The 17,112-nt window shown below is 28.4% G+C and carries 17 protein-coding genes; 3 read left to right on the forward strand and 14 right to left on the reverse strand.

What is annotated here, in order from left to right:
- The 3 genes from KGF42_RS09470 to KGF42_RS09480 all read left to right on the forward strand — a co-directional run.
- Nucleotides 1-659: transposase (locus KGF42_RS09470; protein WP_227826199.1), on the forward strand; the 659-nt coding region annotated here is incomplete at its 5' end.
- Between the two features lie 161 nt (nucleotides 660-820).
- A complete protein-coding gene (locus KGF42_RS09475) occupies nucleotides 821-2,335 on the forward strand; it encodes a recombinase family protein (protein WP_227826200.1) in 1,515 nt (504 codons plus the stop codon).
- Between the two features lie 25 nt (nucleotides 2,336-2,360).
- Nucleotides 2,361-2,645: a sigma-70 family RNA polymerase sigma factor gene (locus KGF42_RS09480; RefSeq protein ID WP_079739991.1), complete on the forward strand. Its 285-nt coding sequence runs from the start codon at nucleotides 2,361-2,363 to the stop codon at nucleotides 2,643-2,645.
- 97 nt (nucleotides 2,646-2,742) lie between these two features.
- Here the strand turns inward: KGF42_RS09480 and KGF42_RS09485 are convergent, their stop codons facing one another.
- The 14 genes from KGF42_RS09485 to KGF42_RS09550 form a co-directional block, all read right to left on the reverse strand.
- On the reverse strand, nucleotides 2,743-4,407 hold the full coding sequence (locus tag KGF42_RS09485; protein ID WP_227826201.1) for a peptidoglycan D,D-transpeptidase FtsI family protein: 1,665 nt from the start codon (nucleotides 4,405-4,407) through the stop codon (nucleotides 2,743-2,745).
- 71 nt (nucleotides 4,408-4,478) lie between these two features.
- Nucleotides 4,479-5,726, reverse strand: a complete 1,248-nt coding sequence (locus KGF42_RS09490) for a peptidase U32 family protein (protein WP_227821461.1) — start codon at nucleotides 5,724-5,726, stop codon at nucleotides 4,479-4,481.
- Nucleotides 5,713-6,387 (reverse strand): O-methyltransferase, encoded by a 675-nt coding sequence (locus KGF42_RS09495; RefSeq protein ID WP_227826202.1) that lies wholly within the window; start codon nucleotides 6,385-6,387, stop codon nucleotides 5,713-5,715. The genes KGF42_RS09490 and KGF42_RS09495 overlap by 14 nt, the downstream gene beginning before the upstream one ends.
- Nucleotides 6,388-6,558: 171 nt before the next feature.
- Nucleotides 6,559-7,638, reverse strand: a complete 1,080-nt coding sequence (mltG, locus tag KGF42_RS09500; protein WP_227826203.1) for an endolytic transglycosylase MltG — start codon at nucleotides 7,636-7,638, stop codon at nucleotides 6,559-6,561.
- Nucleotides 7,639-7,851: 213 nt separating this feature from the next.
- Nucleotides 7,852-9,177, reverse strand: coding sequence for a pyrimidine-nucleoside phosphorylase (locus KGF42_RS09505; RefSeq protein ID WP_054273232.1), 1,326 nt, complete (start codon nucleotides 9,175-9,177; stop codon nucleotides 7,852-7,854).
- A 203-nt stretch (nucleotides 9,178-9,380) separates the two neighbouring features.
- Nucleotides 9,381-10,193, reverse strand: coding sequence for a purine-nucleoside phosphorylase (locus tag KGF42_RS09510; RefSeq protein WP_054273231.1), 813 nt, complete (start codon nucleotides 10,191-10,193; stop codon nucleotides 9,381-9,383).
- A 55-nt stretch (nucleotides 10,194-10,248) separates the two neighbouring features.
- Nucleotides 10,249-11,421 carry a phosphopentomutase gene (locus KGF42_RS09515; protein ID WP_107594196.1) on the reverse strand — a complete coding sequence of 391 codons (1,173 nt, stop codon included), beginning with the start codon at nucleotides 11,419-11,421 and terminating at the stop codon, nucleotides 10,249-10,251.
- A 41-nt stretch (nucleotides 11,422-11,462) separates the two neighbouring features.
- Nucleotides 11,463-12,377: a tyrosine-type recombinase/integrase gene (locus KGF42_RS09520; protein WP_227821458.1), complete on the reverse strand. Its 915-nt coding sequence runs from the start codon at nucleotides 12,375-12,377 to the stop codon at nucleotides 11,463-11,465.
- A gap of 11 nt (nucleotides 12,378-12,388) precedes the next feature.
- Nucleotides 12,389-12,994 carry a stage II sporulation protein M gene (locus KGF42_RS09525; protein ID WP_054273228.1) on the reverse strand — a complete coding sequence of 202 codons (606 nt, stop codon included), beginning with the start codon at nucleotides 12,992-12,994 and terminating at the stop codon, nucleotides 12,389-12,391.
- Nucleotides 12,995-13,061: 67 nt separating this feature from the next.
- Nucleotides 13,062-13,598, reverse strand: coding sequence for an NUDIX hydrolase (locus KGF42_RS09530; RefSeq protein WP_227821457.1), 537 nt, complete (start codon nucleotides 13,596-13,598; stop codon nucleotides 13,062-13,064).
- A 1-nt stretch (nucleotide 13,599) separates the two neighbouring features.
- Nucleotides 13,600-14,667: a DUF3866 family protein gene (locus KGF42_RS09535; RefSeq protein WP_227826204.1), complete on the reverse strand. Its 1,068-nt coding sequence runs from the start codon at nucleotides 14,665-14,667 to the stop codon at nucleotides 13,600-13,602.
- A gap of 4 nt (nucleotides 14,668-14,671) precedes the next feature.
- On the reverse strand, nucleotides 14,672-15,496 hold the full coding sequence (locus tag KGF42_RS09540; RefSeq protein WP_227826205.1) for a glycosyl transferase: 825 nt from the start codon (nucleotides 15,494-15,496) through the stop codon (nucleotides 14,672-14,674).
- Between the two features lie 7 nt (nucleotides 15,497-15,503).
- Nucleotides 15,504-16,196, reverse strand: coding sequence for a glycosyltransferase family 2 protein (locus KGF42_RS09545; protein ID WP_227821454.1), 693 nt, complete (start codon nucleotides 16,194-16,196; stop codon nucleotides 15,504-15,506).
- A 23-nt stretch (nucleotides 16,197-16,219) separates the two neighbouring features.
- Nucleotides 16,220-17,095: a copper transporter gene (locus KGF42_RS09550; RefSeq protein WP_227821453.1), complete on the reverse strand. Its 876-nt coding sequence runs from the start codon at nucleotides 17,093-17,095 to the stop codon at nucleotides 16,220-16,222.
- Nucleotides 17,096-17,112: the final 17 nt, after the last annotated feature.

Here is a 17,112-nt window from a genome sequence, read left to right on the forward strand (position 1 = left end):
TAGTTGAGGAAGATGATATTCAAGTATCTAAATGTACTAATGAAGGAATAGGTATTGACTTAGGAATTAAAGATTTTGCAATATGTTCAAATGGAAGTAAATTTAAAAATATAAACAAGACTTCAACTGTCAAAAAAGTTGAAAAGAAATTAAAAAGAGAACAAGGAAAACTTTCAAGAAAATATGAGAGTTTAAAAGTAAGAAATAAAAATATAAAAGAAGGAGTAGCTACTCGTCAGAATATCCAAAAACAGATAGTCAAAGTACAAAAAATTCATCAAAGATTAGCTAATATAAGAACTGATTATATTAATAAAACAGTATCTCAGGTAATAGAGCAAAAACCAAGCCATATAACCATTGAAGATTTAAATGTTACTGGAATGATGAAGAATAAGCATTTATCAAAGGCGATATCAAGTCAAAAGTTTTTTGAATTTAGAAATAAACTAACTGCTAAATGCAAGCAAAATAATATAGAACTTAGAGTAGTTGATAGATGGTATCCATCATCAAAGACTTGTAGCCAATGTGGAGAGGTTAATAAAGGTTTAAAACTTAAAGATAGAGTGTACAAATGTGAATGTGGATTATCTATTGATAGAGATTTAAATGCAAGTATTAATCTTAAAAATGCTAAAAAATATAAGATAGCTTAAAAGCACTTATATATGTACGGAGGGCTAACTTCGGAATTTAAGCCTTTGGAGAACTATACCAAATCCGTAGTAGCTTAGGCAAGGCGAGGTTCAATGAAGAAGGAAAAATCTCGATATGGATATATTTGACCATATTTTGAGTAGCAGTGTGATTACTTATTATGAGTGTTGCTATATACTTAAGAAAATCTCGTGCTGATGAAGAAGCAGAAAAGCAAGGTGAATTTGAAACTTTAAGTAGACATAAATCAACCCTACTAAAACTAGCAAAAGAACAAAACTTAGATGTAATTGAAATAAAAGAAGAATTAGTTTCTGGCGAAAGTATAATACATAGACCCAAAATGCTTGAACTTCTAAAAGAAGTTGAAGAAAATAAATACGATGCAGTTCTAGTAATGGACTTAGACAGACTTGGCCGTGGAGACATGAAAGACCAAGGTATCATACTAGAAACTTTTAAGGAAAGCAAAACCAAAATCATCACACCTAGAAAAACATATGACTTAACAGATGAATTTGATGAAGAGTATTCAGAATTTGAAGCATTTATGGCAAGAAAAGAACTAAAACTTATATCTAGACGTATGCAAAGAGGTAGAATAAAATCAGTTGAAGAAGGTAATTTCATAGGAACTTCTGCTCCATTTGGATATGATGCTGTAACAACAGGCAGAAAAGAAAGAATACTTGTACCAAATAAGGATGCTGATATAGTTAGGACCATCTTTAACTTATATATTAATGAAGATATGGGTTGCAGTAAAATATCAAAATACCTAAATAACTTAGGCATTAAAACTGCTACAGGTGCTAATTGGTACAATTCTGCAATTACAAATATAATAAAAAATAAGGTCTACTGTGGCTACATTCAGTGGCAAAAAAAGGACTACAAAAAATCTAAAAATCCAAATAAAATAAAAACAGTTAAACTAAGACCTAAAGATGAATGGATTGAAGCAAAAGGAAAACATGAACCTTTAATAAGTGAAATAACATGGAAAAAGGCTCAAAATATACTTAAAAAAAATGGTCATGTCAGCTATGGTAATCAAATAAAAAATCCACTTGCAGGAATAGTGATTTGCAAAAATTGTGGTAGACCATTAGTATATAGACCATATGCAGACCATGACTATATAATTTGTTATCATCCTGGTTGCAATAAAAGTTCTCGATTTGAATTTATTGAAGCTGCCATTTTGAAATCTTTGGAAGACACTGTAAAAAAATATCAATTAAAAGCATCTGATTTAGACTTAGATAAAAATAATAAAGATAGTAATATAGAATTTCAAAAGCGAGTCTTAAAGGGCTTAGAAACTGAATTAAAAGAATTAGGCAAGCAAAAAAATAAGTTATATGATTTACTAGAACGAGGAATATATGATGAAGATACATTTATTGAAAGGTCCAACAATATAAGTTCAAGAACTGAAGAAATTAAAGATTCAATTAAGACAGTAAAAAATAGATTGAGTACTGTTAAAAAAGACAATGCTAAAATAATAGAAGATATTAAAACTGTGTTATCACTTTACCATGATTCAGATTCACTTGGAAAAAATAAACTCCTAAAATCTGTAATTGATAAAGCAGTTTATTATAAGTCTAAAGAACAAAAACTAGATTCTTTTGAATTAATGGTTCATTTGAAATTACATGAAGACTAGTAATATCAATAACATATAAAGAGTAGTGTGTAATGAAATAAGCCTTTTAGATATACTTGGTACAGAGGCTAACTATGTTCTTGATGAAGTTGAGCTAAAAGTTCAAGTTGGAAAACTTTACGAGCAACTAAACAAAATTCTTACTCCTAGAGAAAGAGAAATTGTCCAGTTAAGATACGGGTTAACTCCTTATGGCTATAAGACGCAAAGAGAAATTGCACAAAAACTCGATATATCGAGGTCATATGTATCTAGAATCGAAAAAAAGGCTCTTAAAAAACTAGAAAAAGAGCTTGTTCAAGAAAATTAATACTATATTTAAAAGGATATATCGTACATTGTTAGACAAAACTTTCTGTCTGAAAATCAAAATTACGATATATCCTTAAATTTTAAGCTACATAATTTTATTGTATACTTTCACATATTTCTTTAAATATAGGTATTGCAGATTTACTTCCTTTTTGAGTTCCTTCTACTAGTACAGTTATTACATACTTAGGTCTTTCTTCTGGATAAAATCCAGTTATCCATCCGTGGTCTATTGCTTTTTTGTTCAAACTACTTTGAGCTGTACCTGTTTTAACTCCACATCCACCATCTAAATCCTTCAAGTCTTTGGCTGTACCAACCTTAGACACAGACTTCATATATTCTTTAACTTGTGTACACACATAGGGAGAAATAAGTTCTTCCTTTTTTGAAGATTTATAAGTTTTTATTGTATTCATATCATTGTCCACAAGACTTTTATATAAGTACAATGGTTTGAATGTTCCATTATTAGCCATTATTTGAGTCATTTGATTTATTTGCAGTGGTGTGAATTCTATATTTTCTTGACCTATAGCTAAATTTCGTATTGATATATTTTTGGGAGCTTCCCTAATTTTTTCTTCATCAAGACCAATATCAACTTTTTCAAATAAATGCAATTTTTCAGCAGATTTCAAAATCTTTTCTTTGCCAAGCTTCATAGCTATATCTAAAAATGCAGGATTGCATGAATTAGAAAAAGCTTGTCTTAAATTTTGAAAACCATGCCCATCTCTTTTGTTACATCTTAGTATCTCATTAGTATTCCCAACTTTAGTCTTTCCTGTACAATTATAAGTGTAGTTCTCATCTATAACACCATTTTCAAGTGCAGAAAATAAAACTACCATCTTAAATACAGACCCTGGTGGATATGTCGCTTTTATAACTCTATTTTCAAATTCCCCATTTTTTCCTTTTAAACTTTTTGATATGTCATTTTGGTCAAAATTAGGTCTAGAACACATTGCAAGAATTTCACCTGTAGATACCTCTGAGATTACTACTGCTGTAGGATTTTCTTCTTTGTTTAGTATCTGTTCTAATTTTTTTTGAATGTTATAATCAATTGTAGTTTTTAGATGTCTATCTTTATCCTTATCATCAACAGTTTTTACACTTCCCTTTAGTATGTTTAGAGACTTTTCATTTCCTGCATCTCCAGCTTTAAAAGCACTTATATACTTTTCATTTGAATTTCTAAGCACACTATCCATACTCTTTTCAATTCCTGATTGACCTGATTTATCGTCTTCTTTTATATATCCTATTGTATGTGATAATAAACCATCTTTTGAATATCTCATGGTTTTTTCTTCTACTATTATTCCATTTTTTTCAAGCTCTTTTTTCATGCTCCTATCAATCTTTTTAGCCTGAATCTGTATTATAGGACGTGTCAATTGTTCTTGTATAGCTTTATATATATCTAAATCATTCATCTTAGTAGCTTTCTTAACAAGCTCTAAAATTTTATAGTTATTATTTAATTTTTCTTTTTCAACAACCAATACCTGAGACTTACTTGTATCTGTAAGTTTTTTGTTATTTCTATCATAGATTATTCCTCTTCCACTATTTAACTCTACTTTCTCAACACTTTGCGATTCAACACTTTGTTTGTATTTATCACCTTTTAATAACTGTATATCAACTAGTCTATAAATTAAAACACTATAAATTATTAAAATTATAGTAAATATATACCAGCTTCTCTTTCCCACTTTTTTCAAAAATGGAGTCTTCTTTTTTGACATGAAATCACCCCTTAGATAATTTCATTATTGACAATTTCTAAGGGGCTAATACTATTTTTATCAATTTTTTATTATTCTTCAACCTTTTCTTCTATAACTTTTCTAAGCATATAATCTTTACCAACTTTTACTGATAGCTTTAACTTCACTATTTGTCTAGGATGAGGAGCTGACTCTATAGCTTCTCCCTCTTCATTATACATTTCTTCAATTTTAGTAAACATAGTTTCTTTATATGGTCCCATGACCTCTATTTCATCACCAACACACATTTTATTTCTTTGCTCAACTACAATAAGACCATCTTCATCTTCTGTTTCTCTGACTATACCTATAAAATCATAGTTTCTAACATATGATGCTGATTGATAGTTTTGGTCTTCTGTTGTTGGTTTATTCAAGTAAAAACCTGATGTAAAATGTCTATGACTACCTTTCTTTAACTCTTCCATCCACATTGGATTAAACTTCCAGTTTTCTGGGTCTTTGTAAAATTCATCTATTGCCATTCTGTATGCTCTTACAACAGTAGCTACATAGTATGCAGTCTTCATTCTACCTTCTATTTTTAAACTTGTTATACCAGATTTGATTAATTCTGGTATATACTCTATCATACATAAATCTTTTGAGTTAAAAAAGAATGTACCTCTTTCATCTTCATATATTGGGAAATACTCTCCAGGTCTTTTTTCTTCAACTAAGTGATATTGCCATCTACAAGATTGAGCACAAGAACCTTTATTTGCATCTCTTCCAGTCATGTAGTTGCTTATTAGACATCTCCCAGAATAAGAAATACACATAGCACCGTGCATAAACGCTTCTATATCCATATCTAAAGGTGTTTTTGCTCTTATCTCAGATATTTCATCAAAAGACAATTCTCTTGCCACTACAACCCTTTTTATTCCATGCTCGTACCAGAAATTTGCACTTAGATAATTAGTTGTATTCGCTTGTGTACTTAAATGTATTTCCATATTCGGAATTACTTTTTTAATAACACTAAGCACTCCTGGGTCAGCTATTATAACTGCATCTATACCTATCTCTTCTAATTCCAACAAATAATCTTCTAATTGTAGAAAATCTTCATTATGAGGTATTATATTTACTGTTACAAATACTTTCTTACCTCTTTCATGTGCAAAAGCTACTCCTTCTGCCATATCTTCCTTACTAAAGTTCTTTGCAGCAGACCTCATTCCAAAAATTTCTCCACCTATATAAACAGCATCTGCTCCATATGTTATAGCTATTTTCAATCGCTCCAAATCACCTGCTGGAGCTAAAAGTTCAACTTTATTTAATTCCATCTACGTCACCTCTTTTACTTTCTTTATAACTTAGTGCCACACCATCACCTATTGGTACCAATGATGTACTTAAATAGTCACAATTACATATATAATCTAAATAATTTCTCATCCTTTTTACTATGGTCTTCTTTCTTCTTACAACAAAATCATCATGAGCAACCATACCTTTATATAAAATATTATCAGATACTAAAAGTCCACCATCTTTTAGTTTATCTATAACTAAATCAAAGAATAACTTGTATTGCCCTTTAGCTGCATCTATAAATATAAGGTCAAATTCACCTTGGACTTGACTAAGTTTTTCTTCTGCATCTCCTTCTAGTATAGTTATGTTATTGTCAAATCCAGCTAATTTTATATTTTCTTTTGCTTTTTCTATCATTTTTTCATTTCTCTCAACAGTTACGATATCTGCATCTTTCCCTATAATAGTTGCAAAAAAAATAGAAGAATAACCAATAGCACATCCTACTTCTAAAACTCTCTTTGGCTTTTGAATCTTTAATAATACTTTTAATAAATCTGAGACCTCTTTATGTATTATAGGAACACTATTTTCCTCTGCATAAATTTCCAAATCTTTTAAAAGTCCTTCTTTTTCTTTTAATGTCACTCTTATATAATCTTCAACCAAATCATTAACTATATTACTCATAAAAACACTCCCTAAAATAATAAATGTTCAAGTTTTGTCTTAATTTATTATTTTTTAAATTCATATTGTTATATATATTTACACTTTCTTTATTATAAATCTAAGAATAACAATTTTCAATAAAAAAGCCCAACATTATTCTTACCCTGTTAGACTTTTTATAATCATTGTTTATTCTTTTGTATTCTCTTTATTCGTTGCCTTTGTATCTTTTGCTTGCTTCTCTCTTGCTTCTTTATACTCTTTAACATATTTTAAATGGTCTTGATAGTTTGTACTATAGTTATTTCCACCATCAATCTTAGCTACAAAGTATAAATAGTCTGTTTTGTCTGGATATAGTGCTGCTTCAATAGATTTTATACCAGGATTTGATATTGGTGTAGGAGGTAATCCTTTATTTTTGTAACTATTATATGGTGAATTAATTTTTAAATCATCATACGTTACAATTTTCTTTCTCTCTTCAAATATATATTGTATTGTAGCATCTGATTGAAGAGGCATACCTACCTTAAGTCTATTATAAAACACACTTGATATTATTGGTCTATCTTTGTCAAGAACAGCTTCTTTCTCAATTATTGAAGCCATTTCCATTACTTCTTGAAGAGTCATCTTTGATTCTTTTTGTTTCTTTTTAAACTTGTCCATATATTTACTGTCAAATACATTTAACATTTCGCTTAGAATATCTTTTTCTGATTGCTTCTTTGAATTAAAATAATACGTTTCTGGATACAAGAACCCTTCTAAAGAAGTTATTCCATCTTCTTTCAAGTATGGAAATTTATCATAAAATTCTTGAGGCTCTTTTATTAATTTTTCAAAAGTAGCTTTATCCCCTAAATTTTTATTTACTAACATTGCTATAATTTCTTTGGATGTAGCACCCTCTGGAATAGTTACTTTTATACCATTCTGATATATTTTGCCTGAAACTAAAAGACTTATTATATCATTATTTGAATATGATTGATTAAGTAAGTATGTTCCTGATTTTATAGATGGAGCTTTATTGCTAACCTTTACCAAAAGTTTAAATAATAGTTCATTTTTTATTAATTTATTTTCATATAATATGTCAGATATTTTTCCAACAGATGCTCCACTTGGAATATCGATAATTACATCATTCTTGTTACTTTTATCATAAGGACCTATTTGCATAGATACAAATATCCCTGCTAAAATAATTAATATAACAATAATTAATGCTGTTAACTTTAATCTATTTTTTTTAAATCTCATAATATAATCTACTCCTTATGTATATTTATCCATTTTCTATTATAAAGCTAGATACTTTAATTTTCAATCATCTTGTAGAATAAAATTATTTATATTGTAAAAAATGTTTTAAAATATATATTTTTGTTACCATTTATCGCTTATCAAAAAAATAAAAAACCTAACACTATTTTTGACATGTTAGGTCTTTTATAATCACTTTTCTAAAATTTTCTAAAACTTTTTAATTTCATCTTTAGTTACAATACCATATATTAATTTATTTTTGTCTATTTTTTCATCTACAATAGAATATGAATCAATAAATCTGTCTTTTGCAAATGATAGTTTTTGTTCATCATCATAATACATATATGCTAAAATGTCACCTTCATTTACAAAATCTCCAACTTTCTTTTCTAAAATTATCCCTGCTGATAAATCTAAAATATCCTCTTTAGTTTCTCTGCCTGCTCCAAGAATCATAGCTGATACACCAACATCTTCAGCTTTAATTTTGCTTATATAACCTGATTTATTTGATTTAACTGGATATTTATATTTTGATTTTTTGAATAGAGAATAATCATCTACTACATCTTTATTCCCACCTTGGTTTTCTATAAACTCTTTAAGTTTATGTATAGCACTACCAGATTTTATAGATTCTTTTATCTTTTTTACACCATCATCAAAATTGTCTACAACTCTTGATAAAACCAACATATATGCTCCTAATACTTCACATAGTTCAACAAGGTCTTCAGGACCATTTCCTTTTAAAGTCTCAATGGCTTCTATAACTTCCAAAGAATTCCCTACTGCAAACCCTAAAGGCTCATCCATATCTGTTACAATTCCTATTGTATCCCTATTCATACCAGTACCTATATCAACCATAGATTTCGCTAATTCAAAAGACTCTTCTAAAGTCTTCATAAATGCTCCATCTCCAGTTTTTACATCTAACACAATTGCATCAGCCCCTGAAGCTAATTTTTTAGACATTACACTGGATGCTATTAATGATATATTATCAACTGTAGCTGTAACATCTCTAAGAGCATATATTTTCTTATCTGCAATTGCTACTTTTGCACTTTGACCACAAACTGCTATTTTAGACTTATTTACAGAGTCAATAAACTTATTTATATTCATTTCTGTTGAAAAACCTGGTATAGACTCCAATTTATCAATAGTACCACCAGTATGACCAAGACCTCTACCAGACATCTTTGCAACTGGTGCTCCACATGAAGCAACCAAAGGTATAAGAGCTATAGTGGTCTTATCTCCAACACCACCAGTACTATGTTTATCCACTTTTATACCATCTATATCTGATAAGTTTATCATGTCACCTGAGTTCATCATTGCTTCTGTAAGATACACAGTTTCCTGTTTATTCATCTTATTTAAATAAATAGACATTAACAGTGCAGAAGCTTGATAATCAGGAATATCCCCTTTTGAATAGTTTTCTATAAAATAATTTATTTCTTCTTTACTAAGTTCTAGATTATCTCTCTTCTTTTTTATAATATCATACATTCTCATACTTGAAATCTCCATTCTACTCTTTAATAATTTAAATAAGTTTTAAACTTTAAAATATTTTTAAATATGATAGTATTATAAAAAAACTGTCCCTTATTAGAAATAACTTTCTATATCAAGACAGCTCCTTATTAATTATTTTTAAATCAAACATTGACTATTTTGTTATAAATTTATTCAAAAATTTTATAAATTCAAGATATTTATAAATTTTCAACTGTACTTTTAACTAGGTTCATAAATTCTACTTTAACTTTTTTAGTAGTCTGTATTACTTCCTCATGACTTAGTGGCTGATTTAAGATACCAGCAGCCATATTTGTTATACAAGATATACCAATAACACTTATATTAGAGTGTGCTGCTACTATGACTTCTGGAACAGTAGACATACCTACAGCATCAGCTCCTAAAATTTGAGCCATTCTTACTTCTGCTGGTGTTTCATAGTTTGGTCCACTAAAAAACATATAAACACCTTCTTTTACATCTATACTGTATTGCTTAGCACACTCTTTAACTATATCTACATATTTAGAAGAATAGGCATCTGACATATCTGGAAATCTAGCTCCAAGCCTATCATCATTTTTCCCTACCAATGGATTATTCCCACTAAAGTTTATATGGTCTCTTATAATCATCAAATCTCCTGCTTTAAACTTTTTATTTACGCCTCCAGCAGCATTAGTTACTATAAGAATCTCAACTCCTAAGGCTTTCATAACTCTTACAGGAAAAGTAGCTTCTTTCTGAGAGTATCCTTCATAATAATGAAATCTACCCTGCATAGCAATTACTTCTTTTCCTCCAAGTTTTCCAATAACAAGTTGTCCAGCATGTCCTTCTACAGTTGATACAGGGAAATTTGGAATTTCGCTATATTTAATTGTAACAGAACCTTCTATATCATTTGCTAAATCGCCAAGTCCAGAACCTAATATCAAACCAATTTTAGGCTTTATATTAATTTTAGAATTTATAAATTTACTACTTTGTTCTATCTTTTCAAACATTCCAATCCCTCCATCCTATTAAGTTAAGTTTTTTAACTTTTTATCATTTTCTAATTTAAAATAAATCTTCTTTAAAGCTTGACCCATGTTTAGGCAATTTTACATTTAATATATCTGCAACAGTTGCTCCAATATCAGCAAATGTATCTTTCACTCCTAAATTAAAACCTTTCTTAACCTTTTTACCATAAATCATAACTGGAATATATTCTCTCGTATGGTCTGTACCTTTATATGTTGGGTCATTCCCATGGTCTGCATTGATTATTAGAATATCATCTTCTCTCATATTGTCCATTATTTCAGGAAGTCTACTATCAAACTCTTCAAGTGCTTTCTTATATCCTTCTGGGTCTCTTCTATGACCATATTTAGAATCAAAATCAACAAGATTTGAATATATCAGACCTTTATTATCTTGTTTCATATAATTTAAAGTTTCATCTACTCCATCCATATTACTTTTAGTGTGAATAGCCTCTGTAATTCCTTTTCCATTAAAAATATCTTCTATTTTTCCAACTGCTAAAACGTCAAATCCTGATTCTTTTATATTGTCAAGAACTGTTGGCTCAAATGGGTCTAATGAATAATCTCTTCTATTTGAAGTTCTCACAAATTCACCTTTTTTCTTACCTATGAATGGTCTAGCTATTACTCTAGCTACTGCATTATCTCCCATCATTATTTCCCTAGCTATTTTACACATCTTATAAAGTTCTTCTAGTGGTATTATTTCTTCATTAGCAGCTATTTGAAATACACTATCAGCTGAAGTATATACTATTACATCGCCAGTTTTTATTTGATGTTCTCCATACTCGTCTATTATTACAGTTCCTGAAGCTGGTTTATTTCCTACTACTCTTCTTCCAGTTTTCTCCTCAAATTCTTCTATTATTTCTTTTGAGAATCCATGTTCAAATGTCTTAAAAGGTTTTTCAACTATTATACCAGTCATTTCCCAATGACCAGTAGTAGTATCTTTTCCTTGAGACATTTCCTTACATTTTCCAAAACAACCTATTGGATCTTTTATACTTTCAAAAAAATCTACACCATCTATATTTCCTATACCTAGTTTTCTCATATTAGGAATCTTTATATCTGGATATTCCCTGAATATATTTCCAAGAGTACTTACATCCTTACTATCTCCAAAATTTTCAGCGTCAGGCAATGCTCCTATCCCAACACTATCAATTACAATCCAAATTACTCTGCTCATATAAATATACTCCTTTTAAATTATAAAATTTGCTATACAGTCTATTTAGCTTCTGCTTTTTGTAATTCTATATCAATATCATTTCTAGGATGTTTTTCCTTTATTTCTCTTCTCACGTTTTTATCTATATGATTTAAATATACTTGCAAACTAGATAAATTAACATTTCCTAAAATTTTACTCACAACAGCAATGTTAGCGCCTTCATTTAACAGATGAATTGCAAATGAATGTCTAAGCATTGTAGGATTTATATTTTTATCTATATTAGCTAAATTAGAATATTTTCTTATAACTTTCCAAAGACCTTGTCGTGTAAACCTTTGACCTAATGAACTTACAAATAATGATTTTTCACCTTCTACAGCGATTTTAGGTCTTGCTTCTTTTAAATATTTCTCTAAATAAAGTTTTGTAATATCACAAAGTGGTATCACTCTTTGACTTTTACAGCATGAATTACAATAAATATAATCAATGTCAAGGTCAACATCTTCTATATTCATATCTACTAATTCAGATACTTTTATACCAGTACCATATAATACTTCGAAAATAGCCTTGTCTCTAATCAACTTAGGTGTTGTTAACTTTGGAAAGTTTAGTAATCTTTCAATTTCTTCTTCTGTAAGTATATTTATATCTTCTTTTTTTATTTTAGGTTTTTTTATATCCTTTGCAGGATTATTTGTACATACATGATTTAAAAATAAATAATCATGAAAAGATTTTATAGATGATATCATCCTCGCTATTGTAGCTATTGATACATTATCTTTTTCCAACTTTATTAAGTAACTTATAATATCATTTTCCACTATATCTACTAGTTTAATACTTTTTTGATTTATATATTCCATATATTTTTTTATATCCATAACGTATGATGCCACTGTATTTTCTGATAATCTTTTTTTATCTTTTATGTAATCTATATATCCCTCTATAATATCCATTATAAACTCCTTTATTTAACTAGGAACTTAATAATACCAATACTTACAGTATTCAATATTAATTGCAACCCCAATGATAGTGCTATTATAATTATAATATTTAGTATATACCTCTTAACTAAAAATTGCATATTTTTTTTATTTTTCTTTTTAAATTCATAAACCATCTCTTTAAAATAGCTTAGACTAATTAATGTTAGTATGATTGCACATGGAATAATAATCAAATTTTTAAATAATATTATTAAAATCATTTTTATACTTTTAAATTTTAATGCCAGTATACAACTATTTATCGTATAACCAATTGACATACCTTTTAATACAAAAGCTACAAGCACTGCTGGAATTGTTACTACAAACAGACTCAATAGAGCTATTGAACCCATAAAGATTACATCTGATTTTAAATTTTGTATAACTGTATCTTTTATGTTTATATTTAGATTGTAATACTCTACAGCAGGATTTATATTATTTAATATATTGTCACTAGAACCTGGTAAAATTTTATTTATGTAAGACCCAACAACAATAGACATCATAAACAACAATCCTATAATAATTATTTGTCTATTCAATTCTCTAAAATCATTTTTTCTATATGTTCTTCTCAATTTTATTCCCCCTTGTCCTTTATAAAATAATATGCTTTAGGACAAGGGGTTATTCATTTTATAAATATTAATTTTTAAACAAATCTTTTACTAATAATAATCCAATAGAAGTTTTTGCATCCTCAACATCATTTTTTAATACCATATTATATGCTTCTTCAAGCTCAATTTCATAGACATCTAAAAACTCATCTGCATCTAGATTATTATCTCCTGGAGTAAGACCTGTTGCTAAATATACGAACATTATCTCATTAGAAAAACCTGCTGAAGTGAAAAATTTATGTATTAGCTTAATATTTTTTGCACTATAACCAGTTTCTTCTTTTAATTCTCTTTCAGCACATTCTTTTGGACTTTCATTTTTTTCTAGTTTACCAGCTGGAATTTCAAAGATTGGCTTTTCTATAGGTTTTCTAAATTGCTTAACTAGTACAACTTTATTATCATCTGTAATTGCAACTATTCCTACTGCCCCACCAACTTCTACTAACTCCCTTTTTTGATAGCCTTGCCCTGGAATTTCAACAGTATCAACCTTTAAAGTAATTACTTTACCTGTATAAACCCTATCACTACTAATAGTTTTTTCTTCTAATACCATCTTAAACCTCCATTAAGTAATATGCTGCTGTACTTGCAGCTTTGAAAAATGCTTCATCTTGTTCATAATTTCTTCCCATACTTTTTACTTTTAGATTAAAATAGTCTAAATCCTCTTTAGTTTTATTATTATCTATATAAATTATATTATGCTTTTTGTCTAAAGCACTTGAATTAACTTGCTCTTTTATAAATTTTAATTTTTCATCATCATATATAGTTATTGGTATATCTACATTTACATTTACAATGTCTTTAAGTATAGTCATACTATGATGTGAAATGCCTTGATGTCTTTCTCGTTTATCAGCAAAACTAATTCTTGGAATCGCTATTGCTCTTCCTCCAAGTTTTTTTACAGCATCAAGAATTGGACCTTGTTCAATTCCTGTAAATCCATACTTCGTTCCTGTCCCAGCAATTCCTGGTCCCATACTTACAAATACTACATCTGCTTTTAATACTTCTTTTGCTGTAATTAGTGCAGTATATATATTTATACATTCACAATCTCCACCAAATGCATTTCCTATAGTTATTGTACTATCTATTATTTTTTTTTCTTTTAAAGTACTCACATTTTTACTTAAATAAATTGGAAGAGATGCTCCATCAGTCATTATATATACTAATTTTTTATTTGGATTATTTCTTTTAAATGAAGCTGCAAATGGAGTCAGCATACTGTGGAGAGTTCCCACTACAACAGAAAGACCTTCTAAGCTTTTAAACTTCTCAAATTCATCATGATAAATACTCTCTTGTTCTTCAACAGAATCCACTTTTATTTGAAGAGGTGTATATCTAAGTTTCATTATATGACCACCTTCAGTTAAGGTAGATTCTAAATTATTTAAATTAGTTATTACAAAATGGTATCCACCTGTACCTAAGCTCAGTTCTACTGCTGTTGTATTTAAGACTACTTCATCTCCTATACTTATAGTTCCAGATATTTTTGGATAATTATATGCCCTTTGTATTTCCCCATTTACATTTACTCTTATATCATCTAGAGTTTCAGTTTGACTTACTATTGATTCAACAGTCCCCATTCTTTTGCTTATCATAATGTTACCTTCCCAATTTATCTATAAAATTTAATAATTTATTTTTTTCTATTATTTTAGTCAATGAGTATTTCTCAGTGAATATATGCATAATAATTACAAATATTAGCCAGCCTAATCTAACGTTAAATGGATACCCAAAAGAAATAAGCATTCCAATAGATATTCCAAGGACATTTGAACCAGTATCTCCCATCATAGCCCTTGCCTTTAAATCATAATTAAAATATGCAAGTACATTTGGTACTATAAGTAATGGAAGAACTTGAACAAATCCTGTCAATGTTAAAAATATAATTACCATTATGAATAAATATGCTTTTATTGCCCTTCCTGGTCTTAAATCCAAAAGATTCATCAAATTAGTTGATAGAGCTATTATTAGTGTATTTATCATTATATCAATTAGATCCTTTGATATAGAAACAGAAACTATAAGTCCTACAAATCCACCAAATAAAGCTTTAAAACCTCCTGTTGTAAGACTTCCTTTAAATAGACTTTTAAAATGCCCCTTTAAACCACTTACATCTCTATTTCCAACAACATCGTCTAGTATCCCTGCAAAAAACATGGATATCATGCCAAACATAAACATAAATATATATGCTAAATCCTTAAATTCTGTAGTAAAGAAAGCAAGTACTATTCCATTAATTACAATCATAGGCAAAAATACAATTCCCATACTTACTGGTATCATATCTTTTTTATAGTTTGGTCTAAGTACATTTCCATTTATCAATAAATTCTTAAATAGTGGAATTACAGCATAGGTTCCAAATAATCCAGTTAATAATAAAATGGTATAAAGTATATAATCTTTCACTAAGATATTACCTCCATTCTTTCTTTTTTTGTCCCAAAACCTTTTTTATATGATAATACTGTTTCCCTCTATGAATAAAACCTTTTAAATTTCTTCCTGTTTCATTATGAGTCATATTTACTAATACTTCTTTAATTTTAAATCCATACTTTAATATATCAATGGTCATTCCAACTTCTACTCCATATCCAAAAGGTATTTCATCAAATTTTTCTAAAACTTCTCTTTTAAATATTCTTTGACCTGATAAAGTTGCATCTAACTCAACACCAGTCATCTCAAACACAGAATTCTTAGCTAAACCCTTTACAAAACCCAAGCCTCCTTTTTTCTTTGCAGGAGGAAACTTGGCTATAGTAACATCAGCATCACCATTTAATATAGGTACAATTAATTTTTCAACTTCTTTAGCAGAACTTTCTAAATCTCCATCTAAAAACCCTATAATATCTGCATTTTTCATTGATAACTTAATACCATAATTTAAAGCATATCCTTTACCTCTATTCTTATCTAACTTAAAAAATTTAATCTTTTCATTCTCTAGTTTAGATACAACGTTAGCAGTATTATCAGTTGAGCCATCATCAACAACTATTATTTCATTTATTTGCTTAATATCCACTATACTTTCTAATGTATATTTTATTCTACTTTCTTCATTATAAGCTGGTATTATTATACTTATATAAGAATCCATTTTTTATCTCCTTAAAATTATTTCTATTTAATAGATGGCAACAATGAAGTTGCAGTATCTAATCTACCAAAATTACCAACTATATTACCTTGTTGTAAAAGAATAGCTAAAGATAAACTTCCTACACCTTCATCAATATTATCTATAGTTGCAATCTTGTTTTTAGAATATAGCCCTACATAAGAAGTTTTAACTCCTGTATTTTGAACTTCAACTAAATATTTATTTTCTGATTTAAGTTTTGAAACTACAAATTTTTCTATCTTTTCAAACTGTTTTGTACTATCTTTTGCATCATTTCCACCAGCTATTACAACAGAATCATATTTTAGATATGTATTGTCAAGAGAGTTAAATTTTATTACATCTAGCTCTTGAAGATATGTCAGAATATCACTTGCATCTTCCTTTTTAAGAGTATCAATTATATAATTAACTGCATCATTTGCATTTTTTACCTCTGTACCTAATTTAGTTGAGATTTCTTTTAACTTTTCTGGATTTGCTATATTTTCTTTTAATACTATATTAAATGCAACACTTCCATTAGATTTATTTATTATGTCTTCTATATTCTTTGTATAATCGTCATTTTCATTAGCTGATATTATTCCTATACTTTTACCATTCAATAAACCAGCTAAAATCTTATCTACATTTTTATTTATAAAATTAACTGCTTCTTCATAATCTCTATTTACATTTGCTAGGTCACTGCCAAGTTTATCATTTTTTTCTTTTAAGATACTAAATTTATCATCTAAATCATTTATTATATTTGCTTGTTGTTCACTTAATTGTTGATTATTATTTAAATTAAATCCTACTAACATGCCTATACCCAAAGCTATAAATATAGCACCTATAGTGACTATATAATATTTCATATTAATATGCATATTTATCCTCCTAAAAT

This window comes from Clostridioides sp. ZZV15-6383, assembly GCF_020657735.1.
In the GTDB taxonomy this organism is placed as follows: domain Bacteria; phylum Bacillota; class Clostridia; order Peptostreptococcales; family Peptostreptococcaceae; genus Clostridioides; species Clostridioides difficile_D.

Bases quoted from the DNA above. Each gene is read 5' to 3' on its own strand.
- KGF42_RS09520 (WP_227821458.1), bottom strand. From the start codon at position 12,377: ATGGATATTATAGAGGGATATATAGATTACATAAAAGATAAAAAAAGA.
- mltG (WP_227826203.1), bottom strand. From the start codon at position 7,638: ATGAGATTTAAAAAAAATAGATTAAAGTTAACAGCATTAATTATTGTT.
- KGF42_RS09535 (WP_227826204.1), bottom strand. From the start codon at position 14,667: ATGATAAGCAAAAGAATGGGGACTGTTGAATCAATAGTAAGTCAAACT.
- KGF42_RS09515 (WP_107594196.1), bottom strand. From the start codon at position 11,421: ATGAGCAGAGTAATTTGGATTGTAATTGATAGTGTTGGGATAGGAGCA.
- KGF42_RS09475 (WP_227826200.1), top strand. From the start codon at position 821: ATGAGTGTTGCTATATACTTAAGAAAATCTCGTGCTGATGAAGAAGCA.
- KGF42_RS09550 (WP_227821453.1), bottom strand. From the start codon at position 17,095: ATGCATATTAATATGAAATATTATATAGTCACTATAGGTGCTATATTT.
- KGF42_RS09530 (WP_227821457.1), bottom strand. From the start codon at position 13,598: ATGGTATTAGAAGAAAAAACTATTAGTAGTGATAGGGTTTATACAGGT.
- KGF42_RS09490 (WP_227821461.1), bottom strand. From the start codon at position 5,726: ATGGAATTAAATAAAGTTGAACTTTTAGCTCCAGCAGGTGATTTGGAG.
- KGF42_RS09485 (WP_227826201.1), bottom strand. From the start codon at position 4,407: ATGTCAAAAAAGAAGACTCCATTTTTGAAAAAAGTGGGAAAGAGAAGC.
- KGF42_RS09505 (WP_054273232.1), bottom strand. From the start codon at position 9,177: ATGAGAATGTATGATATTATAAAAAAGAAGAGAGATAATCTAGAACTT.
- KGF42_RS09545 (WP_227821454.1), bottom strand. From the start codon at position 16,196: ATGGATTCTTATATAAGTATAATAATACCAGCTTATAATGAAGAAAGT.
- KGF42_RS09510 (WP_054273231.1), bottom strand. From the start codon at position 10,193: ATGTTTGAAAAGATAGAACAAAGTAGTAAATTTATAAATTCTAAAATT.
- KGF42_RS09495 (WP_227826202.1), bottom strand. From the start codon at position 6,387: ATGAGTAATATAGTTAATGATTTGGTTGAAGATTATATAAGAGTGACA.